The sequence below is a fragment of the Aequorivita sp. IT1282 genome (assembly GCF_058068205.1).
In genome coordinates this window covers 1-19,115 of sequence record NZ_JBYRHR010000009.1, presented here as the reverse complement: position 1 = coordinate 19,115, position 19,115 = coordinate 1, and the positions used below count along the sequence as shown (strand labels likewise).

At 36.6% G+C, this 19,115-nt stretch carries 14 protein-coding genes; 5 read left to right on the top strand and 9 right to left on the bottom strand.

What is annotated here, in order from left to right:
• The first annotated feature begins 178 nt into the window (after positions 1-178).
• A complete protein-coding gene (locus AC3RVG_RS15760) occupies positions 179-4,252 on the top strand; it encodes an HYR domain-containing protein (RefSeq protein WP_489692439.1) in 4,074 nt (1,357 codons plus the stop codon).
• 132 nt (positions 4,253-4,384) lie between these two features.
• Positions 4,385-4,735: a DoxX family protein gene (locus AC3RVG_RS15755; protein ID WP_489692438.1), complete on the top strand. Its 351-nt coding sequence runs from the start codon at positions 4,385-4,387 to the stop codon at positions 4,733-4,735.
• 20 nt (positions 4,736-4,755) lie between these two features.
• Here AC3RVG_RS15755 and AC3RVG_RS15750 read toward each other — a convergent pair whose 3' ends face one another.
• Positions 4,756-5,532 (bottom strand): S1/P1 nuclease, encoded by a 777-nt coding sequence (locus tag AC3RVG_RS15750; RefSeq protein ID WP_489692437.1) that lies wholly within the window; start codon positions 5,530-5,532, stop codon positions 4,756-4,758.
• Between the two features lie 235 nt (positions 5,533-5,767).
• Between AC3RVG_RS15750 and AC3RVG_RS15745 the strand changes: the two genes are divergently transcribed.
• The 3 genes from AC3RVG_RS15745 to AC3RVG_RS15735 all read left to right on the top strand — a co-directional run bounded on the left by AC3RVG_RS15745 (position 5,768) and on the right by AC3RVG_RS15735 (position 8,873).
• The gene (locus AC3RVG_RS15745) at positions 5,768-6,694 is read left to right on the top strand and encodes an alpha/beta hydrolase (protein WP_489692436.1); all 927 of its coding nucleotides are present in this window, start codon (positions 5,768-5,770) and stop codon (positions 6,692-6,694) included.
• Positions 6,695-6,738: 44 nt separating this feature from the next.
• Positions 6,739-8,076, top strand: coding sequence for a DUF819 family protein (locus tag AC3RVG_RS15740; protein ID WP_489692435.1), 1,338 nt, complete (start codon positions 6,739-6,741; stop codon positions 8,074-8,076).
• Between the two features lie 83 nt (positions 8,077-8,159).
• A complete protein-coding gene (locus AC3RVG_RS15735) occupies positions 8,160-8,873 on the top strand; it encodes a DUF4369 domain-containing protein (RefSeq protein WP_489692434.1) in 714 nt (237 codons plus the stop codon).
• On the opposite strand, the gene AC3RVG_RS15730 is transcribed toward AC3RVG_RS15735, so the two are convergent.
• The 8 genes from AC3RVG_RS15730 to AC3RVG_RS15695 form a co-directional block, all read right to left on the bottom strand.
• Complete coding sequence (locus AC3RVG_RS15730) at positions 8,868-9,134, bottom strand: hypothetical protein (RefSeq protein ID WP_489692433.1); 267 nt, start codon at positions 9,132-9,134, stop codon at positions 8,868-8,870. The genes AC3RVG_RS15735 and AC3RVG_RS15730 overlap by 6 nt on opposite strands.
• A gap of 70 nt (positions 9,135-9,204) precedes the next feature.
• Complete coding sequence (locus tag AC3RVG_RS15725) at positions 9,205-10,182, bottom strand: type I phosphomannose isomerase catalytic subunit (protein ID WP_489692432.1); 978 nt, start codon at positions 10,180-10,182, stop codon at positions 9,205-9,207.
• A complete protein-coding gene (locus tag AC3RVG_RS15720) occupies positions 10,182-10,592 on the bottom strand; it encodes a 6-pyruvoyl trahydropterin synthase family protein (RefSeq protein WP_489692431.1) in 411 nt (136 codons plus the stop codon). The genes AC3RVG_RS15725 and AC3RVG_RS15720 overlap by 1 nt, the downstream gene beginning before the upstream one ends.
• Positions 10,589-11,107, bottom strand: coding sequence for an isopentenyl-diphosphate Delta-isomerase (idi, locus tag AC3RVG_RS15715; RefSeq protein ID WP_489692430.1), 519 nt, complete (start codon positions 11,105-11,107; stop codon positions 10,589-10,591). Before idi ends, AC3RVG_RS15720 begins: the two co-directional genes overlap by 4 nt.
• A 108-nt stretch (positions 11,108-11,215) precedes the next feature.
• Positions 11,216-13,210, bottom strand: a complete 1,995-nt coding sequence (locus tag AC3RVG_RS15710) for an OmpA family protein (RefSeq protein ID WP_489692429.1) — start codon at positions 13,208-13,210, stop codon at positions 11,216-11,218.
• Positions 13,211-13,347: 137 nt separating this feature from the next.
• Positions 13,348-15,285 (bottom strand): OmpA family protein, encoded by a 1,938-nt coding sequence (locus AC3RVG_RS15705; RefSeq protein ID WP_489692428.1) that lies wholly within the window; start codon positions 15,283-15,285, stop codon positions 13,348-13,350.
• 13 nt (positions 15,286-15,298) lie between these two features.
• Positions 15,299-16,240: a PorP/SprF family type IX secretion system membrane protein gene (locus tag AC3RVG_RS15700; RefSeq protein ID WP_489692427.1), complete on the bottom strand. Its 942-nt coding sequence runs from the start codon at positions 16,238-16,240 to the stop codon at positions 15,299-15,301.
• Between the two features lie 56 nt (positions 16,241-16,296).
• The coding region (locus AC3RVG_RS15695) for a DUF7507 domain-containing protein (protein ID WP_489692426.1) at positions 16,297-19,115 on the bottom strand (2,819 nt) is incomplete at its 5' end.

The following is a 19,115-nucleotide window of genomic DNA, read 5'->3' as shown; positions in this document are numbered from 1 at the left end:
TAATTACCTGAAAGCCATTACTGTATCTACAGTAATGGCTTTTTTCATGAACAGAGATGAATAAAAAATAATAATTTTCTTAAAATTTTTAAATTTTCATAGAAATAACCTTTCATAAAGGAGCTAATTTCAAATATTTAACATACTTTTAATGGTATAACTATAAATAACTTTAATTATGAAAAAAATTACTCTTTTCTTGCTTCTGACGCTGTTTGCGACGCTTTTCGCAGAAGCTCAAGAAGAAAGGTTAGCTACGGGAATTCGTAATGTGCAATCTTCACAGATTCAAACAACACAATCGCGTGCCGTATCAACTATTTATGAAACCAGCCATACTGGGGCAAATGGAGCCGAAATAACGGCCGCTGCAAATGGTCCAAACACCTCTATGGCGGATGCTATAGTACTAGCGGGAACAAATAGAGTTTTACAAACTATTACTGTCGAAGTTTTTAATCTTGCTTCTAATGCTCCTTACAATTTAAACCTACGTATTTATACAGACTGCACCACCAACGGAGCGGCTGGTGCTTGCGGTAGCGGTCCCGGAACTTTAATTCCGGCGTCTTCAGTAACACAAGCTGTAACCCCTGGCCCAATAGGCTCTATTTATTCGGTAGTTTTTACATTGCCCAATGTTAATATTTATTCTGAGACAGACAATGAAATTTCAGTTGCCTTAAACGCAAGTAGAAATGATGTTTACTGGATATTAAATGAAAATATAGCAATTGGCTCACAACCCGCGGGAGATCCACCTACCGGCGTTGTTCAACGATGTGGAAGCGCAGTGGCCAACAATGGATGCGCACGAGCTTTTGGCGGCGTTTTAAATAATTTCGCCTTAAAAATAGAAGCAGAAGCTGCCCCACCAAATGATTTATGTGCGAACGCTATTACGATTGCCGGAAATGGACCAATAAACGGAACAACTGTTTTTGCGTCTATAGATGCAGCGCCAACGTGTATCACCACCGTAACTGCACCCGGAGTTTGGTATAAATTTACCGATAATAGCGGTGCCGGTGCTACTGTTACGCTAGATTTATGTACTTCAACTGCTTATGATTCAAAACTAAGTGTATATCGTGGAAGTTGTGCAGGTTTTATATGCGTAACTGGCAATGATGATTTTTGTGGTCTGCAAAGTAGAGTACAATTTGCCACTACTCCAGCAACTACTTATTATGTTTTAGTTCATGGTTTCGGTTCAGCTACCGGGCCCTTTCAACTTAATGTTGCAGGATTCCCTATTATAGGCAACGCACCAACTATAGTTTGTCCATCAAACATAACTGCAAACAACTCACCCGGGACCTGTGGTGCCGTGGCTAACTTTGCAGGAATAGCTTTTGACACCGAAGATGGCAACATCTCTGGCGATATTGTAGCAACACCACCAAGCGGCAGTACTTTCCCCGTGGGCGATACAACGGTAACAATGGCTGTTACCGATAGCGATGGCAATACTTCATCTTGTAACTTTGTAGTTACGGTTGTAGATAATCAAAATCCTGTTGCAATGTGCCAGGACATCACTATAGATTTAGACCCGGTTACTGGTATGGCAACAATTACAGCTGCTGATATTGATAACGGATCTACGGACAACTGCGCCATAGCGTCTAGAACTTTAAGCATGTCTTCATTCGATTGCTCGAATGTTGGTGCTAATACCATAACAATGACCGTTACCGATACGGCAGGAAGAACTGCAACTTGTACTTCAACAGTAACTGTTCAGGATGTTACTCCTCCTGAAGTATTCTGCGTAGGTGGCTTTGGAATTTTCTCAGAATCTGAAGATTTTGAAGGTGCTACCATCCCAACTGGATGGACTACTGTAATTAATTCTGGCGGACATGATTGGACCTTTGGAAGCGGAGATATGCCAACTGGTGGTGATTTTACAACCAATGCAGCAATTTTTGACGATGATGCCGCTGGACCTGGAACTGCAAATATAGCGAGTCTTTTATCTCCTGTCTATGATTTAACGAGTGCAAGCAACGTACAACTTTCGTTTGATTATGCACTTCAGGATTTTGCTGGCTCAGGAGTTTTATTTGCTGAAGTTTGGGATGGTACTGCTTGGCAACAAGTTTTTATTATCGACAATGCAGATACAAATCCTACAAACACTGGAAATATAAATGTTTCTGCCTTTGTAAATGCAGCATTTCAAGTTCGATTCACCTTTGATGATGAAAATGCTGGATGGAATTGGGGAGCTGGTGTTGACACCTTCTTATTAAGCTATGAATCTGCAGCTGGTGGAGGACTTGATGTTTTCCTTGATGCAAATGGAATGGCTTCTGTAAATCCTAACGATCTTGTTACTGGTGTAAATGAAGCTTGTGGATATACCATTACTGCCGGAGGTGTTGGTGGAGGAACAATGGGTTCTCTTACTACTTTATTCGCTACAAACAATGGCGGATCTGCAAACTGGACTGTAATGTATGACCTTACCGTAGGACCAAATGATATTGACATCACCGATCTTGATGTAAATACGGATGCTACAGGTCCTTTCAATTTAAATTTCTACACCTTGGTGGGAACTCACGTTGGCAATGAAACCAATGCCGCTGCTTGGGGAGCCCCTAAAAGTTCAGGTGCCGGTACCGCTCTTGGAACTGATCTTCCTAGCAATGCCGTTCTTGCAACACCAGTTACGTTAACAGCAAATACCACCTATGGTATAGCCATTACGATGGATGTTGATGTAAACTACACTAACGGAACCGGATGTCCTGGAAATCAATGCTTCGACAATGCAGACCTATCGTTAGCCTTAGGTAAAGCTGTTTCAGGAATATTTACTGGATCGGTATTTTCACCACGTATTTGGAATGGAACTATCCATTATGTAACTAGTGGTGGTTCTGGTTTAGAATTCACTTGTGCAGATTTAGGTGAAAACATTGTTGAGGTAACTGTTACAGATGCTAGTGGAAACTCTTCTACCTGTATGGCAGTTGTAAATGTAATAGACAATATTGCACCTGTTATTACTTGTGGCCCAGAGCCAACAGTTAGCGCAACGGTATCTGACAGTCCTGCATTAGCTATTCCAGATGGTGATCCAATTGGAGTAACTTCAAGCATAACTATAGCTGAAGATGTAATTATTTCAGATTTAAATATTAATCTAAATGTTACGCATTCTTGGGTTGGTGATGTTAGTACAACAATTACTTCACCCGCAGGCACGTCTGTTACAATAGTTGATAGACCAGGTTATACTGGATCAGGATTTGGTTGTAGTGGAGATGATATCTTAGCTACACTTGATGATGCAGGAACAGGCCCAGTAGAGAGCCAGTGTGGTGCTGGAGTACCAACAATTGACGGTACATTCACACCTAACAATCCTCTTTCTGCTTTCAATGGTGAAAGCACAATGGGTAATTGGATTATTACTATTTCTGATGCTGCGGGTGGTGATACAGGTACACTTAACTCTTGGGGTATAAATTATTCATACGCAAACACAAATACTGATGTTGTTATTGAATTAGGCCCTAACGGTACTGCTTCCATTGATCCTTATGATATTATCAACAGTGTAATTGAAGCTTGTGGAATTGCTACCGCTGCAGTAGATGTACCTACCGTAAGTTGTGCAGATATAGGAGCGCCAATTCTAGTTACTGTTTTTGTAACAGACGGAAGTGGCAATTTAGCTTCTTGTTCAGCAAACATTATTGTTGTTGACAGATTGGCTCCAGTGATTACTTGCCCTGCAGACCAAACAGTTGATCCAGGACCAGGTAATATATTCTATATTTTACCAGATTATTTTGCAACTGGAGAAGCCATAGCTGACGATAACTGTACAGACCCAGTTACTAATACAACTCAAGTTCCTGCTGCAGGTACGGCATTGCCTGATGGTGTTTACACTATTAGTTTTACCGCTACTGATGAATACGGAAATATGTCATCTTGTGATTTTGAACTTACAGTTCTATCTGTCCTTGGTGTGAATCAAAACTCTTTGGAAGCTGGTGTGGCTTTATATCCAAACCCAGCGAGCAATGTTGTAAACCTTGTTAACAAGACCAACATCTCTCTAGAGAAATTGATGATTTATGACATAAACGGAAGACTTGTAAACCAAGTAGACCTTCGTACAATGCAAGGCGAAAAAGCAGTAGATGTTTCATCTCTTGCCGCTGGAATTTACATGGTACAGATTATTGGTGATAACGCTAGTACAGTGAAGCGTTTAATTAAAGACTAATTTTTCTATTATAAATAATCAATTTAAAAAAGAAAGCCTTCCTACTAAAAATAGGGAGGCTTTCACTTTTTAGTAAAATGAAGCATGACAAGAGCCTCAAAAAGATTACTTTTAAAATCTTAAAAATAAGCTATGTTACCTTGGCATCAATATTTAATGGGAGTGCTATTTGTGCTTGCCGGAATGAATCATTTTCGAAAACCAAAAATATACGAGCGCATCATGCCTCCGTATATTCCTGTTCAAAGTACAATGGTAATGTTGAGCGGTATGGTAGAAATGGTGCTTGGCTTTATGCTAATGAATAAAAACACCCAAGAAGGAGCAGCTTGGGGAATTATTGCAATGCTAATAGTGTTTATACCTATTCACATTTATATGCTCCAAAATGAAAAAGCAGCGATGAAACTACCTAAATGGTTGCTTCTTCTAAGACTGCCACTACAATTTGGACTAATGTATTGGGCGTATTTATATACTTAGGTGAAGGAAGATTTCTTTATTTAACTGAAAATTTTATTTAAAATTTCTGCTAAACGAATTCCACCTTTTTGAAGTTGAAAGCGAAAAGTGTCTGTATACTTATACATATAACCGTAACCTAGGCTTTCACCAACTTCAGTATTCTTGTAAATCTCTTCACAAAGCTCACGGCTTTCATACATCCAATCTAAAACAGTGCCTTTTTGAATAACAGCTACCTGCTGCTTCGAAAGTACATCGGTATTTGCAGCTAGTTCTGTATAAGACATATTATACGAATCGATCATTTTTGAATCCCATACAGCGTGTAGATTTGTGCCATCCTTAAACCAACGAACTTGAAAATCATTTCCCCCTTTATCCTCAGCTAAACCAATATGCAAAGGCTGATGTAAATCTCCTATAAAGTGAACCAACATTTTAAGGTAAAAAGCCTTTTCACCTTTGGTAGACTTTTCGCTTTTTAGTGCAGAAATACAATTTTCAATTGCCTGAATTATATCGCCATCTTCACTTTTAGGATGAGTTTCATATTTGTCCCCAAACGGAAAACTTACATAATGCCAAGGTCGGTACTTATCATAATTACGGTCACTTTTAATGTCATCACCATAATTTGCTACAAAAGCTAGGGAGTGTCCGTCTAATATTTTCGCGATTTCCTTTCCAGCTTTTTTATTTAAATATTCATCGGCAACTTCACCAACTACTCTATGGCCTGTCTTACCCCAATCGTCTATGGCAAAAATGTTATTTGAAAATAATAAGACCAATATAATTGCAACAACTCTTTTCATATTTATAACTTTAATTTTCCATCAAAATTTAATGGAAGCAAAGATAGCAACCATAACTTCAAAATTGATTCTAAACTTTTCAAAAAAATAAAAAGAATTATACGCACGGATTTAGCTACATTTATAATCGTTTTCGCCACTTTACATTTTTTTGCTTGGGGTGAATACAAAGCAATATTACCGCGTTTTTTGTGTTAAAGTATACCATTAATCTGTAGGGACTAAAAAAATACTTATGAAACGAATTCTTATAATTTTTCTTTTTTTCATAGGAATAGCTACGGCACAGAACAAAAATTACATTTCTGAAGACCTGAAAATTACGCCACTCATTGATGGAACTCTTTTAATTCCCGAAACCAATGAAAAGCAATTGTTGGCAATATTAATTGGAGATAGTGGTCCAACAGATAGAAATGGAAACCAACAAATGATGGTTAACAATTCACTAAAATTATTAGCTGAAGGACTTTACAAAAATAATATTGCTTCCTTTAGGTATGATAAAAGAATTGTAAAACAAATGAAGAGCAACGCTCTAAATGAAAAAAACATTCGGTTTGACGATTTTATTGGAGATGCTATTGCAATTCTTAATTACTTTAAAAAAGACAAACGCTTTTCAAAAATATATATAATTGGCCATGGTCAAGGATCGCTTATTGGGATGGTAGCTGCACGAAATGGTGCAGATGGTTTTATTTCCATAGCTGGAGCTGGGCAGGAAATAGACGATGTAATTGTAGACCAATTATCCCAACAGGCACCGGGACTTGTAGACAGCGCACGAACTTCATTTGACGATCTTCGAGCTGATGGGGTGGCATATAATTACAGTCCAGGTTTGGCTTCCATTTTTAGAAAGGAAATACAACCTTTTATTTATACGTGGATGCAATACAATCCAAAAGTTGAAATCACAAAACTCAATATACCAGTATTAATACTTAATGGCGGAAAGGATATTCAGGTGCAAGTTTCCGAAGCAGAATTATTGCAACAGGCTAAGCCCGATGCAGAATATGAAATTATCCAAGACATGAATCATATCTTAAAAGAAATTGAGGGTAATGATCTGGAAAACAGCAAGTCCTACAATATTTACAATCTTCCCATTATTCCTAAAGTGATCACCATAATTAGCGATTTCATCAAAAAATAATTCAAATTAAAAAATAATTGTATTTTGCAGCAAAACCATTAAAAATGCAGGATACAGCCATCGAAATTATAAAGGACACTACTCCCCTTTTTACCAATGACACTATCGTTTTTGGTATATTAATGATTGCCTTAGGCTTCATTTTTTACACATCCTCAAAAGAAGAAGGATTCTGGAAGAAATTTTACGGTGTTGTTCCAGCGCTTTTTATGGCGTACTTCATCCCCGCCCTATTTACAACCTCCGGACTTATTTCACCAGAATGGATTTCTGTTTCAGAAACTGGTGAGCCAACTGTAGGAGAATCTAGTTTATACTATATGTCTAGCCGTTATTTATTACCTGCAGCATTGGTATTAATGACGCTGAGTATAGATATAAAAGGAGTTTATAATTTGGGACCAAAAGCACTAATAATGTTTTTGGCAGGTACTGCAGGTATTGTAATTGGTGGACCTTTGGCGGTATTAATTGTAGGTACAATTCATCCAGAGGCTGTAGGTGGCGAAGGAGCCGATGCAGTTTGGCGTGGGCTATCCACATTGGCGGGAAGTTGGATTGGCGGCGGTGCTAACCAAACCGCAATGTTAGAAATTTACGGCTACAACCAAAAGCTTTACGGCGGAATGGTTTTCGTAGATATTGTTGTTGCAAATATTTGGATGGCAATTGTTCTCTTCGGAATTGGGAAATCGGCAAAGATCGATAAATGGCTGAAGGCAGACACTTCTGCTATAGATAACTTAAAAGATAAAGTCTCAGAATATTCTAAAAAGGTAGATCGAAATCCTACTTTGAAGGATTTGATGATTCTAGCAGCAATCGCTTTTGGGACTGTTAGTTTCGCACATTTTGGAGCGAATTATATAAGTGCTTTCTTTACTTCGGTAGTAGATGGAATTCCAAAAGGCATAACCCGAAACATATTTACATTCCTAGATTCTAGTTTCTTTTGGATGATAACCATTACTACAATTATTGGGGTGTTACTTTCCTTTACCAAGGCAAAAACATACGAAGGTGCTGGAGCAAGTAAATTTGGAAGTGTTTTTATCTACATTTTGGTGGCGAGTATCGGAATGAAAATGGATCTGACGCTAATTTTCGACAATATGTGGCTTATTGTTATAGGATTAGTTTGGATGACAGTACACGCCGGAATAATGATTTTAGTAGCCAAATTAGTTCGAGCTCCATACTTTTTCTTGGCCGTTGGAAGTCAAGCCAATGTTGGTGGCGCAGCATCGGCACCCATTGTTGCTTCAGCATTTCACCCTTCATTAGCGACGGTTGGCGTACTCTTGGCTGTGTTCGGATATGCTATAGGAACGGTGGCAGCAATTTTATGTACAGTTTTAATGCAATTGGCTTCTGGCGGATAAAATTTCAAAAAAAATATCCATATTTGCAGCTTCGTAAACCGAAGCTGTTTTCAGCCTTAGCCTGACCTTTAAAAAAATACAAAATGCGTTATTTCCTTTCTATTACAATAGTATTTCTGACCTTAATTGGCTGTTCTACAAATACAGACATGATGAATCTTACGGGCAATGTAAAAGGCTTGAAGAAAGGCACTATACTTCTGCAAAAATTCGAAGATACTTTGTTAGTTACTGTAGACTCAATTATTGTTGATGGGAGTTCGGAATTTACTTTTTCTGAAGAGGTGAAGAGTCCAGAAATCTATTATTTATATGTGAGATTGAAGGACGGAACACTACGCGATGACCGTATAACGTTTTTTGCTGAAAGCGGACCAATCAATATTCAAACGAACCTGAAAAATTTCGGAAACGCTGCAGTTGTAAAAGGCTCCGAAAACGATAGTATTTTAAAAGAATTCGATAAAATCAAGCAACGCTACATTGTAAAAAATTTAGAATACATTGAGCAACGTCTTAAAAGCGGAAAGAAAAATAACGACTCGTTAGAAATGGATTTAAACCGAAAGAAACGGTCATTGATTAGCAGTAAATATTTTACAACAATAAACTTTGCGCTAAACAATAAAGATTACGAAGTAGCTCCTTATTTAGTATTGAGTGAAGCTTATAATACTAATATAAAATATTTAGATACCGTTTATAATGCGCTTGCACCAAAAATAAAAGACTCCAAATACGGTAAGGAATTGGAGTCTTTTATTGTAATGCGTAAAAAGAGTGATACTATCTTATAGTGCGTTAATCTTATCTATAAGTTTTCTACCTCGTTCTTCAAGTTCTGCGTGTACGGTATTAAAATGTTTCTTTTTATTGTCAACATCCTTTTGGTTTACCTTTGTTATAAGATCATCAAAAGTGATGATTGCTTCATCGATAAGTGCTTCTGCTTTTTTATTATCCTTATCAGCATTGGTTAATTCCCAAATGTAGACAGCTTCAATAATATCGCCCAAAACATAGTTAATGTCTTTTTTTAAATCTCTTACGTTTGCCATTTTTATTCGTTATTTATATTGCTATTAGTTATTCTCGGTTATTTTTTAAATCGGGCAAAGGTACGAACATTTAGGGAATGTACACCTCCAAAAAGCTTGCTGAATTTGTAATAAATTTTATTTCAGGTAATTGAGCCGGAATTAAAATTGTTTGACCAATCTTTATTGATTCTGAAAAGTCGTCGGTTTCAATTATTGCTTCCCCTTCCACACACATATAAACTGTAAATGAGGGTATTTGTTCTAAATCTCTAGTGTAACTTTTAGAGAGCACTAGTTTATTCACACAAAAAAAATCTGTTGTTCCAATATGAGTGGGAGCATTTTTCGCTTCAGAATAATCTACTTTAGATTTTGAAACACTAAAATCTATCGCCTCCAAGGCTAGATCTGTATGTAATTCACGCATCTGTCCGTTAGTGTCGGGTCTATTCCAATCGTAAATTCTATAGGTTATATCTGAGGTTTGCTGAATTTCAGCCAGTAAAACGCCAGCACCAATTGCGTGGATTGTACCTGGTTTTAAAATAAAAGCTTCGCCTTTATTTACTGGCACAGAATTTAGTATTTCAGTAATCCTATTTTTTGAGAGCGATTCAAGATATATACTTTGATCCATCTGCTGATTAAAACCTACAATTAGCCTCCCATCCTTTTCAACATCGAGAATGTACCACATTTCAGTTTTTCCGAATGAATTATGTCGTCGTTTCGCTAAAGAATCGTCCGGATGCACTTGAACTGATAGATCTTCGCAGGCGTCTATAAATTTAAATAGCAATGGAAATTGATTGCCAAAAGCGTTATACACTTTCTCTCCAACTAATTTCTCTTTATAATTTTCTAATAACCAACTTAAGGATTTTCCTTTAAGTGGTCCATTTTCTATTTCTGAAATATTTTCTTCAACACCAGTTATTTCCCAACTTTCGCCAATATTATCATTTCCATGTTTATGAAATAACTCATTTAATTTATTTCCTCCCCAAACTTTTTGTTTCAGTATAGGGTAAAATTTAAAAGGATATAAAGGTGAAATTGTAACCATCACTTTCCGTTATAAACAACGAAGTTACGGGGTGTTTCATATAATTTTATTGAAATGCCGTATTTCGAATCGATTCGATTTCTAATTTTATTCCAAATTACCACGGCTATGTTTTCCACCGTGGGATTGAAGTTTTTAAATTCTGGAACTTCAATATTCAAATTTTTGTGATCAAATGAATCTTCAATCTCTTCTTTTATAATATTGCTCAAAATTTTGAGGTCCATTAAAAAACCTGTTTCTGGATCAATTTCACCAGAAACTCCAACCTCTAACTCATAGTTATGTCCATGATAATTAGGGTTGCTACATTTTCCAAATACAGCTAGGTTTTTAGCATCATCCCATTCCTTTCTATAAAGGCGATGGGCTGCGTTAAAATGCGCTTTTCTATAAACAGTTAGGCTCATACAGATAGATGCTGATAAAATTTATCGAATATAATTTTGAACCAAGCCGTATATATCTCCGGATTGTTATTAATGTCTTTTTTCACTTCTTCCATCTCCATCCATTTCCATGATGCCACTTCTTCAGGATTAATTTGCGGCGTTCCATCAAAGTGTCCTATCAGAATATGATCTAATTCGTGCTCGATTAGACCATTCTCGAAAGGTGCTTTATAGATGAATGAAGTTGTTTCTTTCAAATCTGTGGAAAAACCCATTTCTTCAAAAAGTCTTCTTTTGCCAGCATCAAGCGATGATTCACCATCGCGCTGATGACTGCAGCAAGTGTTTGTCCACAATCCTGGTGTATGATATTTGTGAAGCGCCCGTTGTTGCAACATCAATTCATTTTTATCATTAAATACGAAAACTGAGAATGCGCGATGAAGAACACCTTTTTCGTGCGCCTCCTGTTTGGGCATTAAGCCCAATCGCTCATCATTTTCATTAACGAGGATAACTTGTTCTTCAATCATATTAAAAAGCCTTAGGGTTCAAAAATACGAAAAGGACGGCTGTTCTAAAAGTAAAAAGCGCCCAATAGTATCTATTGAACGCTTTTCCATAAATATAATCTGGTCAGCCTAATTTTTTATAATAAACATTGATCTTCTATTGAGTTGGTGTTCTTCTTCGGTACAATCTACATCGTTACTGCATTGGTTTATCAGTAAAGTTTCTCCGTAACCTTTAGCAGTCAAACGAGATTTGTCGATGCCTCTTTCTGCTATCCAATTTAGTGTAGATTGAGCCCTTCTTTCCGAAAGCTTCATGTTATAGGCATCTCTACCTCTTGAATCTGTATGCGATTCAATGTGGATTATTAGCTCTGGATAAAGTTCCATTGCATATAATATTTTGGCCAATTCTATTTCGGCATCGGGACGAATAAAGTCTTTATCGTAATCGAAATAAATAGGTTGAAGTTCTAGCATACAACCTAAATCGTTTGGCGGACAAGGCTGCTTTAGCTTTAATTGAATATCAATATCTATCACCCCTCCAACTTTTGGAGTCTCAACAACTTCTTCTTTTGGGTAATATTCTTTTTTGGTAGCTCTAATAATATATCTTGTGTCACATTCTGTGGTAAAACTAAATGCGGCATCTTCACCGACAGTTACTGTTTCAATAACTCTATTGTCCGCGCTAAGCAGTGATACTTCAGAACCAGGAAGTAATTCTTTGGTATCAATATCAGTAACGATACCATTGATTGTCATCACACATTTTTCATAGAAATAATAAATTTCATCATCAATAGCACCACGTCCACCGGCAGCATTTGAAGTGTAATATCCAGCCCCTTTAGATTCTTTGATTATCAGTCCAAAGTCATCTTTATTTGTATTTATGGGAGGTCCAAAATTAGAAACCTGAGTCAAGTTTCCATTATTATCTAAGGTTGCCACGTAAATATCGAGCCCACCATTACCAAAATGGCCGTCACTAGAAAAATAAAGATTGTTATCTTCACTGATAAAAGGAAATGTTTCTCTAGACCTTGTATTTACTTCTGGCCCTAGGTTTACTGGAACTCCGTAGGTAATTTCACCAACGGAATCTTTTATAATATCTACTCTATATAAATCTGACCTACCATAACCACCAGGCATATCTGAAGCAAAGTATAGTCGCTTTTCATCGTTATTTAAAGCAGGATGAGCTGTACTAAAAGATTGCCCATTAAAAGGAAGCTCTAATATATCTTCCCAGGATTCTTCACCCTTTTTATCATCTTTTAAAGTAGCTCTATAAATTTTTAATCTAATTACCCTTTCTTTATCATACCCTTTTTTTCCATCTTTAAAGTTGTTTCTAGTAAAATACATGGTTTTACCATCCTTTGAAAAAACAGGAGTAGATTCATGGAGGAAAGTGTTAACATCTCCTTTTAATAATTTAGGATTAGAAAGTCCACCATCAGCATCCACATCTGCAGTATATAGATCTAAGTAAGGCATATTGTTCCAATTATGCGCTTTTAATTCTGAACGCTCTTGGGAAGTAGATGAGTAAGCGATTTTATCCTTATAGTACGTTGGACTAAAATCTGACCATCGCGTATTGATGGCTACACTATTAATTATATATTTAAATGGATGTACGCCTAAGCTTAGTAAATATTCAGGATCGTTATCGAATTTTTTTATATTCTTTTCTCCGCCGCCCTTACTGAAATAAATATTCATTATTTCGTCAGACTTCACGTAGTTGCTTACACTTTTTAAAGTTTGCGCAATACGGTAGTAGTATTCAGTTTCAATACCATTTGGAAATTCATTAAGAAGTTTGAAATACCATTTTTCAGCATTTACATAGTCGCTATTGTAATAATAAGTATCACCAAGTTTTTTATAAATCTCAGCAGAGCTATAACCATTCTCAACAACCTTTAGATAGATCTCTTGAGCATTTATATAGCCATATTTATTAAACTGCTCATTAGCCTTGGCTATTTTTACTTCTTGGGAAAACACCAAGTTTGTGAACAACATTAAAACTACTAACGTACTATTACGCAGTATAATAAAATACTGCGTTTTTAAAAAACAATTTACATTTAAACCTGCATCCATTTTTGAAAAGCTTACTTATGTTTTTATAAACTAAGTGTCTAAAGCACTCATTCTATTCTATGGTGAGTTAGATCTTCACATTCATTAAGCAAATTAGGGAGTCCGGGGTTTGTTTTTTAAGTATTTATAGTTTGAAATTAATCCTTTATAATGAACATGGATCTTCTGTTAAGTTGATGTTCTTCAGCAGTACAACTCACGCCGTTTGAACATTTGTTTATTAGACGACTTTCACCATATCCTTTTGCAGATAGTCTCTTTTTATCGATGCCTTTACCTACTAACCACTTAAGGGTAGATTGTGCGCGACGTTCAGAAAGAGCTAGATTGTATCTATCATTACCACGTGAATCTGTATGCGACTCTATGTCGATATTAAGTTGAGGATATGTTCTTAGCGCAGCAAGAATCTTAGCTAATTCAATTTCAGCATCTGGACGAATGAAAGATTTGTCGAAGTCGAAATAGATTGGCTGCAGTTTCAAAATGCAGTTTAAGTCATTAGGATCACACCCAATACGTTGTAATGGAATAGGAACATCTACTGTTCCTGTAACGAATGGAGTTTTAATAGTTGTTTCGTAAGGCGTGTAGTCTACTTTTACACCTCTAACTATGTATTGCATACCACATCCAGCTATAAAGCTATAAGTGCCATCAATTTCAGAAGTGGTTTGATTCACCAATTGATTGTTTGCATCAAGTAAGCTTACTTGTGCATCAGCTATTGGCTCCTTTGTGTTTTTATCAAATACGATTCCCTTTATGGTAATTGTGCAAGACTCTTTTATTAAATAAATTTCATCGTCAGCACTTCCTCTCTCTCCACTTCTATTTGAAGAGAAATAGGCTATACGATCTTTTTCGTTTATAATAAAACCAAAGTCATCTTTAGAACTGTTAGAAGGTTCTCCTAAATGCTGAACTGTACTAGGCATACCTTTTTCATCGAGTGAAGCTACAAAAATATCGAATCCACCAAGTCCTGAACGACCATCGCTTGAAAAATATAGATTGTTATTGTCGCTAACAAACGGAAAAGAATCTCTACCCCCCGTGTTTACGTTGGGTCCCAAATTTACTGGGGGGCCATAACTATTGTTTCCCAAAATCTCTACAAACCAAATATCATTCATTCCAATGGCTCCCGGCATGTCTGAAGAAAAATACAATCTTTTTTCATCCGGACTCAAAGCTGGATGAGCAACAGAATAGCTATCATTATTAAAAGGTAATTCTACAATATTTTTCCAAGTGTTCTCACCTGCTCTAGTAGCTTTGTAAATTGCTAATTTTAGTGTTTTAAACTTATTAGTTTTCTCAAAGTCCTTTTTACCATCTAAGATTTGATTTCTTGTAAAATACATGGTATTTCCATCTTTCGAAAAGGTAGGTGTAGATTCGTTATAATCAGTATTTACATCTCCTCCTACTCGAACTGCATTACTTAATTTTCCATCGGCGTTTCTATCTGCAATAAAAAGGTCTAAATATGGTTCTTGAGTCCAATCATCGAATTTAGGAGTAACTGTTTGTCCAGCAGAAGCAAAGATTATTCTATTGTTCATATAAAAAGCTGGTCCAAAATCTGAAGTGGGAGAATTCACAGATACTGCATCAACTCCAAAGTTTTTTGAGTTAAAAACAACACTCTTTAAATATTCTGGATCGTCAACATAATTATTAACTACAAATTCAGTACCTCCCTTTGCCAAATAATCCTGTAAAAGGGCATCAGCTTCTTGGTTTTTTCCTAAACTTTTTAACGACTGGGCAGCTTTATAATAGTATATAGGTTCGGTTTCATCGGGAAATTGGTTTACTAGTTTATAGTACCATTTTGCCGCATTTGAATAATCACTATTGAAATAATACGTATCTCCCAAATTTTTAAAGATTTGAGCAGACTCGTATCCATCTTCTACAACTTTCAAGTAGATTTCTCGCGCATCTATATACGCATACTTATCAAACTTCTTGTTTGCTTTTTGGATATCCTTTTTTTGTGAAAAGGCGCTACCGGCAGTAAGAACAACCAATGCGAAAATAAATATGTTACGTATAATTGTGTTCATAATCTTTACTATTTTAAAAGAATCTTGGGGTTAGTACGCGCTCTGGTCTGTTAAATAATTCAAACCTAAACATAATTTCATAAGAACCATCACTGTAAGCTTCTATGTCTGTTGTTTGGTAATCATACGCGAAGCCTATATAAATACCATCAGTAGCTTGGAAGCCTACTAATCCACTCATAGCTGCGCTCCATCTGTATGCAGCACCTAATGTAACTTTATCATATAACAAGAAGTTTGCAGATACATCTGCTTGTAGTGGTGAACCTGTTACCATTTTTACAAGCGCTGCTGGCTTAAACTTTAAATCATCACTAAGATCGAACACGTAACCAGCGATCAAAAAGAAGTGCATACGTTCTGCAGCAGTAGTTTCTATTTGAGTATTTTCAATACTACCAACGTCGAAATGTTTTGTTGTTAAGAAGTTCGGTACAGATAGTCCTGCATAGAACTTTTCAGTATTATAATATACACCAGCTCCAATTTGCGGCTGAAGTTTGTTGTCTATATTATTTTCTTGGAAGTATGGATCATTCGGATCGAAGATATTCAATTTTGTGAAATCAACGTCTAGAATATCCACACCAGCTTTAAGACCGAAAGATAGTTTAGCATTATCAGAGGTATTAATACTATATGAATAATCTATATTGAAATTGGTTTCAATTGAAGGTCCAATGCGATCATTTACAACAGATAGCCCTAAACCCATATTTTCGGCCACAGGCGAGTTTACCGTAAAAGTTCCCGTATTAGGTGCTCCCTCTCCAAAATTGACCCATTGGGTACGATAGAGTAAACCAAAACTTAAGACTTCACGATTTCCCGCATATGCAGGGTTTACCACCTGCGTATTATACATGTATTGGGTGTACTGTGGATCCTGCTGCGCTTTACTTGAAAACGTGCCAAGTAAAATCAAAATTAGTAGTGTTAGATAACTGTGTTTCATAGTTATGTATTTTAATCCTGGGAGGGAAATTCCTCCCAGGAATTTTTTTGATTTCTCTATCTGTTAATATATAAGTATCCGTTATAACTTCCTTGGCCAGGATTATCTTCTGGGAAGGTAAGAATATAAAAGTATGTTCCTGTTGGCAATTCTTTGTTTTGTTCTACAGTTACTCGTCCTTCGGAAACACCTTTGAAAGTATTTTCGTTGTCGTTAGAACCTCCATAACCATCAGTTTCAAAGACAAGTACTCCCCATCTGTTGAATATCTTCACGTTATTAATAGGATAGTTACTAATACCTTCAATTAAGAAGAAGTCATTGAAACCATCGCCATTTGGTGTAATACCGTTAAATATTTCAAAGGTAGTAGGTAATACTAATGGAAGCGTTACAACTGTTGGATCATCCGGATCACCATCTCCGTTGTTATCGAAATTGGTTAGATCTGTTGGATCATCAGAATCATCTTCTACAATATTACCATCTATATCCTCTCCTGTAGCAGTTGCTTGGTTTACTACTTCACCATTATCTATATCCACTTGAGTTATAGCATAGCTAGCTGTAAATGTAGTATTATCTACTTCACCTGGCTCCAATTGAGCGATAGGGCCTCCAGTTATAATAATTCCTGGTAGTGGATCTGCTAATGTAATGTTATAGACTGTTACAGTTCCAGTATTTGTTACTGTAAATTGGTATGAAATTGTTTCACCAACATCAGATGAGCCGTTATCATTCTCATCTACAAATACGCCAGTTTTCTCAAGTGCAATTGACAAGTCTTGACAAATAACTGTAATAGTAGGATCATCTTCAGTATAACTAGTATCATCAGATTGATCAAATACTACATTACCATTAGGTGCAGTACCTTCTGCCGTAGCTTGGTTTTGAATGAATCCTGTATCTATATCTGTCTGAGTAATTGTATACACTGCCGTAAAGGTAGATATATCTTCTTGACCAGCAGCCAAAATAATCGGTCCTCCAATAACAGCTACCATTGGGTCGGTAATAATTACATTAGTTAACTCAACGTTTCCTATGTTTTTAACACTAAAAGTGTACGATATAGTTTCTCCAAGGTCTGCACATCCATTATCGTTTTCATCATTTGGAACACCTACTTTTATTAAAGCAATTGCAGGGTTCTGACAGATGTTTGTAATTGTTGGATCATTTTCAAATTCACTATTGTCATCAGATAGATCGCTAACAGTATTACCTAAAGGATCGGTACCAGTTACTGTTGCTTGGTTCTCAACAAATCCAGCGTCTATATCAGTTTGCGTAATTACATACCTTGCTGTAAATGTTGTTGCATCAGTAGTGTTAGGAGCTAATGCAATTGGCCCTCCAACAACGGTTACCAAAGGATCGGTAATTGTTATGTTAGACAATGTAACATTACCAAGGTTGAATACTTTAAATGTATAATCTATAGCTTCATCTACATCTGCACAACCATCTCCATTTGTATCATCAAGAACACCAGTTTTTATAAGTGCAATTATAGGGTTCTGACATACTACAGTTACTGTTGGGTCATCTTCTAGAACGCTGTCATCATCAGAAAAATCGCTCACCACTGTTAAATCTGGATCAGTTCCTTCTACAGTAGCTTGGTTTGTAACTTGACCAGCATCAATATCTACTTGTGTAAGTGCATAGTCTGCAGCAAATATCCAAGTTTCAGTTTCTTGAAGTATTCCATCTCCATCATCTCCTGACACCAATATAATAGGCACAACTGGATTCGGTGCTTCTAATAGTGGATCAGTTAAAGTAATTGTGCTCAATGGAACATTTCCTTCATTAGTTACGGTAAAAGTGTAAGAAATGGTTTCATCTACATTTGAACAACCGTCTTGATTCTCATCGTTAAGAATACCAGTTTTCACTACTGCTATTGCAGGTGCTGGTGTTTTTTGAACAAGTAAATAAACTGTAGCTCTATCTGTTGCAACAGGGCTTCCATCATCAAAAATACCGTAAACAAATTGATCAGTTCCGGTGAAATCAGCTCCTGGGGTGTATTCAAATGTACCGTTGGCGTTAATTACTAAGGTACCATTTGATGGACCACTAATTGGGCTAATAGTAACATCAACTGTTTGATTATCTCCCTCTGGATCATTGTCGTTGTCTAATACATTACCAGAAATAATTGTGTTCAATTCACCATTATAGGCATCGTCATTAGCTATAGTAATATTGACCTTAGAATCTATTATATAAATAGTAACTACTGCAGTATCACATAGTGCTGGTGTTCCGTTATCACAAATTGTATATTCAAATGTGTCAACTCCTATAAAACCTGCATTTGGTGTGTATATGTAAGTTCCATTAGGATTTACTACTACCGTACCGTCAGTTGGTGCCGTGTTAGCTGTTACAACGATTGGATCGCCATCTGGGTCGAAGTCGTTTACAAGTACATTACCTCCCACTGGTACATCAACTAACGTTACATTGGTATCATTGTTTGCAACTGGCGGATCATTGCCAATTGTAATTCTAATAACCTCAATTGTAACTATCGCTGTATCACAAGCTATTGGATTTCCACCATCACATATTTGATACTCAAAAGTATCTGTTCCAACGAAATCTAAAGCTGGTGAATAAATGTATGTTCCATTGGCATTAAATACCACGGTACCACTTGTTGGACCGTTTACCAAGGTGAACACTTCCGTTCCAGCTGGACCGTCAGGATTCTGATCATTGGTAGATACGTCCCCACCTACTGGTAGGTTCATAAAGGTATCGTTGATGTCGTCAATGGCCAATATTTCATTAGCGCCGTTGTTTGGATCGATGCTAATATACACTGTTGCAACATCTGTAGCAACTGGTGCACCAT